Origin of the sequence: Mesorhizobium sp. M7A.F.Ca.US.002.01.1.1, from assembly GCF_004022955.1 — a bacterium.
In the GTDB taxonomy this organism is placed as follows: Bacteria; Pseudomonadota; Alphaproteobacteria; order Rhizobiales; family Rhizobiaceae; genus Mesorhizobium; species Mesorhizobium ciceri.
Map to the genome: position 1 here is coordinate 1 of NZ_RZQE01000174.1, position 11,110 is coordinate 11,110.

The window sequence follows — 11,110 nt, forward strand, 5'->3', positions numbered from 1 at the left end:
CATCCATGCGTGGCTCGGCTTCGTCGCTGCCTTTGCCGAGGCGGCGACCATCGGCGGCCTCGCCGACTGGTACGCGGTGGTGGCGCTGTTTCGAAGGCCGCTGGGGCTGCCGATCCCGCACACCGCCATTATCCCCGAGAACCAGAACCGCATCGCCGACAATCTCGGCCGCTTCATCGAGGTCAACTTTCTGGCGCCCGAACCGGTGCGTGAAAAGCTTGCCGAGGTCGATTTTTCGGCGCTGGTCGCCGATTGGCTGGCCGATACGGAGCGCGCCGCCGGCCTGTCGCGCTTCATCGTGCGGCTGGTGCCGCAGACGCTTGCGGCGATAGAGCAATCCGGCCTGCGCGGCTTCGTCACCAGCCGCATGCTCGAACAGATCGAAAAGGTGCCGCTGGCGCCGCTGGCCGCCGAACTGCTCTCGGCGCTTACCGATGATCGCCGCCATCAGAAATTGTTCGACGAATTCACCAAGGTGATCGGGCGGTTCCTCAATGACGAAAAAGCGCTGGCAACGATGCGCGAAAAAATCCGCGAGGAACTGCCGTCGCTGTTCAACCTGTTCCGCGCCGACGCCTATCTCCTGAAGAAGATCGTCGCCTCGGCGGGCTCGCTGCTCGACGAAGTGAGGGCCGATCCCGACCACCCGCTGCGCGCCGAATTCGACAGCTTCGCCCAAGGCTTCATCGATAAGCTGAGGACATCGAAACAATACGCCAAACGGGCCGAAAAGCTGAAGCGCGACTTCCTGGGCCGGCCGGAGGTCAAGGGATTGGCCGGCGACATGTGGGCAAGCCTCAGCCAGTTCATCGAGCAGGATGCCAAGGCGCCGAATTCGGTCATCCGTGCGCACCTCGCCAACATGTTCGTCGAGGTCGGCCGGCATCTTGCCGGCGATGCGCAGATCCGGGCCGACATGAACCAGGGGTTCGTGGTGGCGCTGGCGTCGTTCGTGGAGAGCCAGAAGGCCGGCGTGTCGACATTCATCGCCGACCAGGTCAAACGCTGGGACCTCGCGCAACTGACGCGGCTGATCGAGATGAACATCGGCCGGGACCTGCAGTACATCCGCTTCAACGGCATGATCATCGGCGGCCTCGCCGGTGTCGTGCTCTATGTGGCCGAGCGGCTGTTCCTCGTGAATTGATGCGCGGCCAGACTGGCGCTCATTCCTCCGCGTCCGAATGGACTCACGGCACGCGAGTGTTATTCTCCATCCGAGGGTGCCCGCATCCGCGGCAAAGGGGAGCAAACAAGCATGGCAAAACAACCGGAATCCGATTCCTTCATGGACATGTTCGGCAGGTTCGGCCGCGACCTGAAGGTGCCCAATGTCGACGTCGAGGCGATCCTCGCCCATCATCGCAAGAACCTCGAAGCGCTGGAGAAATCTGCACGAGCCGGTGCCGCCGTCGCCACCTCGCTGTTGTCCCGGCAGCGCGAGATGCTGCAGGATACGCTGCGCGAGGTCACCGAGATGGCGCAAAGCTACAGGGCGCCGGGCAATCCGCAGGAACTGATGGCCAAACAGACGGAGTTTGCCAGAAAGTCCTTCGAGGCCGCGTTGAAAAATGCCGGCGAAGTGGCTGAACTGGTCAAGAAATCCGGTGCCGAATCGGTCGACATCCTGCGCACCCGCATCAAGGAGGCGATGGAGGAAATCCGCGCCGGCTACGAGAAGAAGTAGCGGATGTGGCCGGGACCGGTTCATGGCTGCCGGCCGCCCTGAAGCCCGGAAAGCCCGAGTTGGCCTGCGACTGCGCCGGCGGCGTGGCTCGATTGCGGCCGAGATCGACGGAACGGATTCGCGCAGAGCGAATTGACAGAGGCCGTCAGTTCGTGGTCCGGAGGCTCTGGAAGCGATCGGGAAACCAGGAATGAACGAAATACGGCCTAAAACGCCGCCTACCTACGAGCAGTTGAGGACGATGGCCGGGCTGGAACTCGGCGTGTCGGAGTGGACGACGGTCGACCAGAACCGCATCGACCAGTTCGCTGAATGCACCGGCGACCATCAATGGATTCATGTCGACCCTGAAAGGGCGCGGCGGCAAAGCCCGTTCCGCACGACGATCGCGCATGGCTATCTGACGCTGTCGATCATCGGCGCGCTGGCGCTCGGCATGGGCATCGTGCCCGAGAATACGCAGGCCGCCTTCAATTATGGCTTCGACAAAGTACGCTTCCTGGCGCCGGTCAGGGTCGGCGCCCGCATCAGACTGCGCATCACGCTGCTGTCCATGGAGGACAGGGGCCCGGGCCAGTATCTGATGAAGGCGGCCAACACGGTCGAGATCGAAGGCGAGGAAAAGCCTGCCTTGACGGCGGAAACGCTGGTCATGCTCTATGAACGCCGCAAGCGGGCAGGTGCCTGAGCCTGTTTGGAAATTCTACTCTCTGAGCGGTGTGCGCGTCACGAAGCCCTGGATTCTGCGCGGCCTGTGGCGCGGGCCGAGAGCAGTGCGAGGAACAGCGCAGCCAGCGCCAGCACCGTCGCCGTCTGAAAGGTGACCTGCATTCCCCGGGCGGCGGCCTCGGAACTCAGAAGACCAATGCCTTCGTGCCCTTCGGCCGATGCGACGGCGAATATAGCGCCCATCAACGAGGCGCCGGTGATGAGCCCGAGATTGCGCGAAAGGTTGAGCAGACCGGAGACGACGCCGCGCTGACCCGCGTCAACGCCGGTCATGACGGCTGCATTGTTCGACGTCTGGAACAGCGCGTAGCCGATGCAGGTGACGGTGATCGCAACGACATAGCCGGCAATGCCGAATCTGGTCACGGCGAGCGACAGCAGGAACGTGCCTGTCGTGAGGCTGAGCAGGCCTGCGACCATCATCCTATGAGCGCCGAAGCGGTCGGTCAGGCGTCCGGCCACCAACGCCGACAAGGTCGAGACGAGCGGGCCGGTCGACAGCACCGCACCCACCATTGCAGCATCCAGCCCGAGCCCGCGCGACAGGTAGAACGGAGCCACCACCAGCGTCGCCATCATCACCGTGGCGACGACGAGGCTCATGGCGAGACTGGCACTCAGCTGAAGATCGCGGAAGCTGGCAAGCCGGATCAAGGGGTTTTTCACTCTCGCCTGCGCGGCGGCGAAAAGAAAAACGCCGGTGCCGGCGGCGATCAGCAGGCCGATGTTGAGCGTGCCGAAATTGCCTCTGCCCAGCGTCATCGCCAGCGCATAGGCGGCCAACGTCAGGGCCAGCAGGGCGGTGCCCACGACATCGAACGTGCCTCGGTCGAGCCGCGCGGTTTTATTGCGTGCCGGCAGGGCACGCCAGGCAAGAGCGAAGGTGAGCACTCCCAGCGGGACATTGACGAGGAAGATTGCCCGCCAGCCGAAGCCGGTGATCAAAAGGCCGCCGAGCGAGGGGCCAAGTGTCGTGCCGATCGCGGACATGGCGCCGAGCAGGCCCATGGCGCCGCCGATTCTGTCTTTGGTCACGGTTTCGGCGACGAAGGCCAGCGTCAGCGCCATCATCAGCGCTGCGCCAAGTCCCTGCACGGCGCGTGCGGCAATCAGCAGCCAGAGTGTCGGCGCCAGGCCGCAGAGCACCGATGCGGACGTGAACAGCGCGATGCCCCCAAGCAGCAACGGTCGGCGCCCGAACATGTCGGCCAGCCGGCCGACGCTGACGATCAGTGTGGTGATGGCGAGGAGATAGGCCAGAACAACCCATTGCACGGCTTGGAACGTCGCGCCGAAATTCTGCATCAGCGACGGCAGCCCGACGCTGGCAATGCTGGTTCCCAGCGACGACAGCAGTGTGGCGAGCGACAGGCTTGCCAACGCCCAGCCGGCGGATTGCATCCGTGGTGGCGCCGATGTCAGCGCGTCCGGATTTTGCTCAGCGATTGCCACGGCGGTCTCCTTCCATCAGTCCCACAACCGGAACTGCTGGAGATCTAGTTCCTTGGCCAATGTGGCGGAAGGCGCAGCATTTGCATCTTATTCGTGCGTTTGGCGCCATATCATGTCATGATCTGCCGATGACATCACCCGATCTCAACTTACTGTTCGCTCTCGACGTCCTGCTGACCGAAGGCAGCGTGGCGCGCGCCGCCAGCCGCCTACGCCTCAGCCCTTCGGCGATGAGCCGCACGCTGGCGCGACTGCGCCAGGCGACGGGCGATCCGCTGCTGGTTCGCGCCGGTCGAGGCCTTGTGGCGACGCCGCGTGCGGAAGAACTGCGACAGCAGGTAGGCCGTGTCGTCCAGGATGCGGAGGCGATCCTGCGCCCTGCCACCTTGCTCGATCTCCCGAACCTGGACAGGGTCTTCACGCTGCGCACCAATGAGAGCTTCGTCGAAGAGTTCGCACCTCGTCTCGTTGCCCGTATCCAGGCCGATGCGCCCGGCGTGCGGCTGCGCTTTGCACCGAAGTCCGACCGGGACGTCATGTCGCTGCGCGACGCGGCGATCGATCTGGACATAGGCGTCGCTGGCGAGACCGGCCCGGAGGTGCGCATCCAGGCGTTGCTTCGCGACCGCTTCATCGGCGCTGTGCGAACGGGCCATCCCTTGACCGAGGGCGCGGTGACGCCTGAGCGCTATGCCGCAGGCCGACACATCAGCGTTTCACGGCGTGGCCGCGAGAAAGGGCCGATCGACGAGGCTTTGAACCGGCTCGGGCTGCGGCGGACCGTCGTGTGCATGGTTTCCGGTTTCTCGGCAGCCCTTGCCATGGCCCGCACATCAGACCTGATCGCCAGCGTTCCGGAGCGGCATACCGAGGGCGCACGCGCCGGCATGCGCAGTTTTCCCCTGCCGGTTGCCACCGCGGAAGTCACTATCTCCATGCTCTGGCATCCGCGCCTCGATGCCGATCCGGCGCAACGCTGGTTGCGCGACTGTGTGCGGGAGGTGTGTGCGGCGTCGCGCTGACAACGATGAGAAGCCTGCGCCAACCGCCCAGGCTTCTCATCTGTCCAGTCTATTCGGTTTGGCGTTTCTGCAAATGCCTCAGTGCGCTTAGTGTGAGCGTCGCCATGACCGAACAGTAGGCGACCAGCGGCCACGCCGTGTCTCCGCCGAGCAGGACGACGAACAACGTGCCGAAGATGCCGACGACAAGGCTCTGGATGCAGAAGTAGAGTGCGACTGCGGTTCCCGCGACATCGCCAAACGCCTCGAGTGCACCGTTTGCGGTGACTGAGACGATGAAGACGATACCCACGGCAACGACCCACATCGGCAAGATAAATGTCGCGAAGGACGGCTGTGCGAACAGTTGCCCCACTGCCAATAGCGCCGCGCCGAACAGCAGCATCGCCATGCCCCTGATGGCACTGCCGGCGATGCCCCAGCTTGCAATGAACCTTCTGGCGAAGCGGGTGGTGACGATCATCACCAGCGCCGCGGTGGCGAAAGCTAGACTGAAGCCGAACTGTGAAAAACCGGCGCGATCCATGAGCACCCGTGGCGCAGTCGAAAAGAACACGAAGAAGGCGCCCATGGCGGCACTGAATGCAAGCGTGTAGGTCCAGAAGGCAAGACTGGAGAGAATGGGTCGAAGCGCCATTCGCCTGGTATCGCCATTCGAGGGGCGGGTTTCGTGCCATTTCGGCCATGCGTTGAGGGTAGCTGCCGTGGCCAGGACTCCGAGCGTCAGGAAGATCGCCCGCCAGCCGAAATTGTCGGCAATCAACGCACCGGCAACCGGCCCCAACGCCGGCACGAAAGCCAACATCGAGCTGAACAGGCCGTAAATGACGGCACTTTCGGCTCTTTGCGCATAGGCGTCGCGAACCGTTGCGAAGGTTGCAACGAGAATGGCGGACGCACCAATGGCCTGCACGACGCGCAGGACGACGAAGACAGCGGCCAGCGAGGTGCTGGCGAGCAGAAAGGAAGCGCCTGAAAACAAAAGCGCGCCACCGATCAGCACCGGGCGCCTGCCGATCCTGTCGGAAATCGGGCCGAAGACGACTTGGCCGAGCCCAAGACAGATCATGTAGAGGCTCAGCGTCAGCTGGATGACATCAGGCGATGTCTCGAGGATCCCCGGCATCGCCGGGACAATCGGGAGGTAGATGTCCATGGCCAGCGAGGCCAGGATGTCGAAGGGCGCCATCAGCATCATGGCTGCTGGCAGGGAAGTGGTCCATGTCGGGTTTTTTGGAAAAGGCATGATTGAACATCCGCTCAAATGGCTACATTTGGCGGCGATCTGCCGTTCTCAATGAAGATGGGAAATGACGGGCCGCCGCAACAACGAAGTGCTGTTGCGGCCTACTTGTCTGCTGACTTGCTGGTTCCCATAAACGCTATCCCGGAAAATGATGGCGCGAATATTCTCTCGAGTGCGCTCCCGTTTCCCTAGCAGCCGAAGGTTGCACAGGCAACAGGATCAGCTTGATGCGCGTCAACGCGCCATCGCCGCCTCGAGCACCCTGAAAATCCGCTCGTCCGCGCATTGGGCAACGTTGAAGCGCAGGAAACGGCCAGCCGTTCCGGACAGGCTGAATGCGTTGCCGGGCGCCAGCACGATGTTGTCGGCCAGAGCGCGGCGGGCGACTTCGGCCGCATCGACGCCGTCCGGCAGGCTGCACCACAGGAAGAGGCCAGCCGGCTGGTCGATCCACGGCGTGATGCCGATCGCTTTCAGGTGGGCGGCCGTCTCGCCCATGGCGCGCGCAAGCTTCGCGCGCAGCAAATCCATGTGCTTGCGGTAGCTGCCGTCCTTCAGCAACGTCAGCACCAGTTCGGCTGCGAGCCGGCCGCCGCCGAAGGTCGTGGCGATCTTGAGGTCGGTCAGGGGCTCGATCCAGTCGTGCGGTGCGGCGATGAAGCCGCAGCGAACCGATGCCGACAGTGTCTTGGAGAAGCTGCCGATATGGACAACGCGGTTGAGACCATCGAACGCCGCCAGCCTGGGGGCGGGCGCATGTTCGAAATCGGCGAAGATGTCGTCCTCGACAATGGTCAATTGCGATTGATCGGCGAGTTTCAGCAGCCGGTGCGCGGTGACTGGCGACAGCACCGCGCCGGTCGGATTGTGGATGCCGGAATTGGTGATGTAGAGGCGTGGCCGATGCTCGGCCAACGCCTGCGCGAACAGATCGATATCCGGCCCCGACGGCGTGTAGGGAACGCTGACGACCTTGGCCCGGTGAGCGCGCAACAGGGCGTGGAAGTTGAAGTAGCAGGGGTCGTCGACCAGCACGGTGTCGCCGGGCTCGATCAGGAACCGGCACAGGAGGTCGATGGCCTGCGTACCTGATTCCGTCAGCATGATCTGCTCGGGCGAGGCCTCGATGCCATGCCCGGCCATGCGCCGCGCCAGCAATTGCCGCAGCGGTGGCAGGCCGAGCGGCGTGCCGTAATCGGCCAGTGCGACATCGTCGGCACGCGCCACCGTGCGCAGCGCCCGGCGCAGCCCTGCCTGTGGCATCCATGAAGCGGGCAGCCAGCCACAGCCGGGCTTCAGCATGTCATCGCCGGCCTCCAGGGACTGTCGCGAGATCCAGAGCGGATCGACGGCGCGGTCGAGGCGGGGGCCGATTTCGGCCAGCGACAGCGGCGCCAGCGATCCGGCGGCATAGAAGCCGGAGCCCGGCCGCGAGCGGATCGCGCCTTCGGCGGCGAGCCGCTCATAGGCTTCGACCACGGTGGATTTGGACACTCGCATGGATTTGGCAAAGGCGCGGATCGACGGCAATTGCCCTCCCGGCGTCAGGCTGCGCGCCGCGATCCGCTGGCGGATCGTCGCCATGACGCCTTCGACCAGCGTACCGCCGCTCTCGCTTCCTGTAGTCTGCTTGTCCATCCGTACTGCTCTGCTGACCATGACAGTTTTGCATAATTGTACCGCATTGTCTCTGGCGATACTACCGGCTCCGCGCGATACGGAGCCGACAAACGGAGCATACGATGGACAAGACCGCGAGTGGCTGGATGAATGGATTCATCGGCGTGTTGATCTTCAGCGGCTCGCTGCCGGCGACGCGGGTGGCGGTCAGGGAATTCGATCCGACATTCCTGACCTCGGCCCGAGCGGCGATTGCCGGCTTGCTTGGCCTTGCGCTGCTGCTCCTGTTTCGGCAGAAACGCCCGGAGCGCGGCGATCTGCTGTCGCTGGTGATCGTGGCACTTGGCGTGGTTGTCGGCTTTCCCTTGCTGACCGCGCTGGCGCTGAAGCACGTCACCACGGCCCATTCCATTATCTTCGTCGGCCTGCTGCCGCTGGCCACTGCGATATTCGGGGTGCTGCGCGGCGGCGATCGGCCGCGCCCGGCGTTCTGGTTGTTTTCATGCATAGGCAGTGCGCTGGTCGCGGGCTTTGCGCTGACGCAAGGCGTGACGGCCTCGCCGGTCGGCGACGGTCTGATGCTGGCTGCCATCATCGCCTGCGGCCTCGGCTATGCCGAGGGCGCCGCGCTGTCGCGCAGGCTCGGCGGCTGGCAAGTGATCTGCTGGGCGCTGGTGCTGTCGCTGCCGGTCATGCTGGTGCTGACGCTGATGACCATGCCGCCGTCGTTCGACGGCGTCGGCGTCAGTGCGTGGATGGGGCTTGCCTATGTCTCGCTGTTCAGCATGCTGATCGGCTTCGTGTTCTGGTATCGCGGGCTGGCGCAAGGCGGCATCGCCGCGGTCGGACAGTTGCAGCTGCTGCAGCCATTCTTCGGACTGGCACTGGCAGCGACGCTGCTGCACGAGCAGGTCAGCCCGCTGATGGTGGTCGTTACGCTTGGCGTCGTGCTTTGCGTCGTAGGCGCCAAGCGATTCGCAAAGCAGGAATTGCCACGACGCGCGATCGCCTGACGACGGTGCCGTCCTCGCCTAAAACTTCGTGACCACCCCAATCCCAATGCCCTCGAAGCCGCCCATCGCCATCAAGGCTGCGGGCGCCTCGTCGAGGCTGATCCTCTTGCCGACCAGCAGTTCGGGCTTCAGCTTGCCGTGGCGGATCATCTCCATCATCGCGGGGTAGCGATAGGCCTGCATGCCGTGACTGCCGAGGATTTCGAGTTCGAAGGCGATCACCTTGTCCATCGGCACCTGCGGCCGGGCGTGTTCGCCCAACATCAGGCCGACCTGCACATGGCGGCCGCGCCGACGCAGATTGGCGATCGAGTTGAACGAGGTGGTCGGGTGGCCGAGCGCGTCCATCGACATATGCGCGCCGCCATTGGTGATCTGCTTGACCGCCTTGACCACGTTCGGCGTCGTAGATGCATTGATGGTGGCGACGGCGCCGATCTTTTTGGCGAAATCCAGTTTCTCGTCGGTGAGATCGATGGCGATGACATTGGCGCCCATGGCGCTGGCAATCATAATCGCCGACAGGCCGACGCCGCCGCAGCCATGCACCGCGACCCATTCGCCCGGCTTCACCCGGCCCTGGTCGACAATGGCTCGAAACGAAGTGACGAAGCGGCAGCCGAGGCTGGCGGCGGTGGCGAATTCCATCTCGTCGGGCAGGCGCACAAGATTGGTGTCGGCATGTTCGATGGCGACATATTCGGCAAACGAGCCCCAGCCGGTGAAGCCAGGCTGTGTCTGGTGCTCGCAGACCTGGTGATTGCCCGAATTACACTCGAAGCAGCGGCCGCAGCCGACGGCGAACGGCACTGTGACGCGCTCGCCGGCCTTCCAGCGCGTGACCTGCTTGCCCGCGGCGACGACGATGCCGGCAAGTTCGTGGCCCGGCACGTGCGGCAGCGTGATGCCTTCGTCATGACCCATCCAGCCATGCCAGTCGCTGCGGCACAGACCGGTCGCCTCGACCTTGATGACGACGCCATCGGCTGCCGGCTTCGGATCAGGAACGGTCTGGATCCTCGGCGCTTCGCCGAATTTCTCGAAGACGACGGCTTTCATCGGCAACACCACCTTTCACACGGCCTGCGGGAAACGATAGCCGATTCCCTATCCGGTCAAGCGAAAATCGATTCCGCCAGCCATACTGTTCCGGTGCCGACGCTACGCAGATGACGCCTTATTCCGCGTCGATCTGGTTCTGGGGCGCCGCTTTCTGGAAGGCCGGCAGCGCCATGCAGGCGGCGTTGATGCGCGCGATCGTCGGGTAGGGCGTCAGATCGACGCCAAAGCGGGCATTGCTGGCAATCTGTGCGGCGAGGCAGATGTCAGCCAGACCCGGCGCGTCGCCATGGCAGAATGTTCCGGTCTCCGCCGACAAGGCCAGGATCTTTTCAAGCGGCTGAAAGCCCTCGTTCACCCAGTGGCGGAACCAGTTGACGACGTCCTCGTCGCCGGCGCCGAACAGCGTGCGCAGCGAGGTCAGCACGCGCAGATTGTTCACCGGGTGGATGTCGCAGGCGATCATCTGCGCCAGCATTCTGACCCGTGCCCGACCGGCCGCATCCCCTGGCAATAGCGGTGGTTCCGGGCTGGTCTCGTCGAGGAATTCGATGATCGCCAGCGATTGCGTCAGCAGCGTGCCGTCGCCGAGCACCAGCGCCGGCACCAGCCCTTGCGGATTGACCGCGAGATAGGCTGGTTCGAGGTGCTCGCCATGGCGCAGATGATGCGGGATATAGTCGTAGCTCAGCCCCTTCATCTCCAGCGCGATCCGCACCCGGTAGGAGGTGGAGGAGCGATAGTAGTTGTGCAGGACGAGTTTGCTCATGCGCTCACTTCGGCTGGCCGATGGTTATTTCGATGGTGCCGATGCCGTCGACGCCGCCGGTCATCGTGTCGCCGGGGCCAACCGCGCCGACGCCTGCTGGCGTACCGGTGAAGATCAGGTCGCCGGGCTCGAGCTCCATCGCCTCGCTGCAGATCGACACGATATCCGGTATCGGCCAGATCAGTTCGGCGAGGTCGGCATCCTGCCTGACCTTGCCGTTGACGGCGAGCCAGATGCGGCCCTTCTGTGGGTGGCCGGATTCGTGCGCTTGCACCAACGGGCTGCAAGGGGCGGAGCGGTCGAAGGCCTTCGACCAGTCCCAGGGCCGGGCGGCCTTCTTGGCCTCGTCCTGCAGGTCGCGGCGGGTGAGGTCGATGCCGACGCCGTAGCCCCAGACATGGTCCAGCGCCTTGTCGCGGGGAATGCGGAAGCCGGCTTTGCCGATCGCGGCCACCAGTTCGATCTCGTGGTGCAGATTGGCCGTCAGCGGCGGGGAGGGGGGAGCGGGGGCGG

Annotated in this window: 11 protein-coding genes; 5 read left to right on the plus strand and 6 right to left on the minus strand. The window is 64.2% G+C overall.

What is annotated here, in order from left to right; translation table 11 throughout:
- From EN932_RS17945 to EN932_RS17955, 3 genes are all read left to right on the plus strand, one after another.
- Positions 1–1,147: DUF445 domain-containing protein (locus EN932_RS17945; protein ID WP_164890524.1), on the plus strand; the 1,147-nt coding region annotated here is incomplete at its 5' end.
- A gap of 111 nt (positions 1,148–1,258) precedes the next feature.
- On the plus strand, positions 1,259–1,687 hold the full coding sequence (locus EN932_RS17950; protein ID WP_128368953.1) for a phasin family protein: 429 nt from the start codon (positions 1,259–1,261) through the stop codon (positions 1,685–1,687).
- Between the two features lie 190 nt (positions 1,688–1,877).
- Positions 1,878–2,375 carry a MaoC family dehydratase gene (locus tag EN932_RS17955; RefSeq protein ID WP_013531248.1) on the plus strand — a complete coding sequence of 166 codons (498 nt, stop codon included), beginning with the start codon at positions 1,878–1,880 and terminating at the stop codon, positions 2,373–2,375.
- A gap of 38 nt (positions 2,376–2,413) precedes the next feature.
- Here the strand turns inward: EN932_RS17955 and EN932_RS17960 are convergent, their stop codons facing one another.
- Positions 2,414–3,868 (minus strand): MFS transporter, encoded by a 1,455-nt coding sequence (locus EN932_RS17960; RefSeq protein ID WP_127369834.1) that lies wholly within the window; start codon positions 3,866–3,868, stop codon positions 2,414–2,416.
- A 128-nt stretch (positions 3,869–3,996) separates the two neighbouring features.
- Here EN932_RS17960 and EN932_RS17965 point away from each other — a divergent pair, with 128 nt between their 5' ends.
- Positions 3,997–4,890 carry a LysR family transcriptional regulator gene (locus EN932_RS17965; protein ID WP_013531250.1) on the plus strand — a complete coding sequence of 298 codons (894 nt, stop codon included), beginning with the start codon at positions 3,997–3,999 and terminating at the stop codon, positions 4,888–4,890.
- A gap of 49 nt (positions 4,891–4,939) precedes the next feature.
- Here the strand turns inward: EN932_RS17965 and cml are convergent, their stop codons facing one another.
- Positions 4,940–6,136, minus strand: a complete 1,197-nt coding sequence (cml, locus tag EN932_RS17970; RefSeq protein WP_127369118.1) for a CmlA/FloR family chloramphenicol efflux MFS transporter — start codon at positions 6,134–6,136, stop codon at positions 4,940–4,942.
- 234 nt (positions 6,137–6,370) lie between these two features.
- Positions 6,371–7,774 carry a PLP-dependent aminotransferase family protein gene (locus EN932_RS17975; protein WP_127369117.1) on the minus strand — a complete coding sequence of 468 codons (1,404 nt, stop codon included), beginning with the start codon at positions 7,772–7,774 and terminating at the stop codon, positions 6,371–6,373.
- Between the two features lie 104 nt (positions 7,775–7,878).
- Here EN932_RS17975 and EN932_RS17980 point away from each other — a divergent pair, with 104 nt between their 5' ends.
- Positions 7,879–8,769 carry a DMT family transporter gene (locus EN932_RS17980; RefSeq protein ID WP_027160452.1) on the plus strand — a complete coding sequence of 297 codons (891 nt, stop codon included), beginning with the start codon at positions 7,879–7,881 and terminating at the stop codon, positions 8,767–8,769.
- Positions 8,770–8,787: 18 nt separating this feature from the next.
- On the opposite strand, the gene EN932_RS17985 is transcribed toward EN932_RS17980, so the two are convergent.
- The 3 genes from EN932_RS17985 to EN932_RS17995 form a co-directional block, all read right to left on the minus strand.
- Positions 8,788–9,828 (minus strand): zinc-dependent alcohol dehydrogenase family protein, encoded by a 1,041-nt coding sequence (locus EN932_RS17985; protein WP_127369115.1) that lies wholly within the window; start codon positions 9,826–9,828, stop codon positions 8,788–8,790.
- Positions 9,829–9,946: 118 nt separating this feature from the next.
- Positions 9,947–10,597, minus strand: a complete 651-nt coding sequence (maiA, locus tag EN932_RS17990; protein ID WP_024503824.1) for a maleylacetoacetate isomerase — start codon at positions 10,595–10,597, stop codon at positions 9,947–9,949.
- A gap of 4 nt (positions 10,598–10,601) precedes the next feature.
- Positions 10,602–11,110 (minus strand): fumarylacetoacetate hydrolase family protein (locus tag EN932_RS17995; RefSeq protein ID WP_164890525.1); only part of this gene is annotated, 509 nt, incomplete at its 5' end.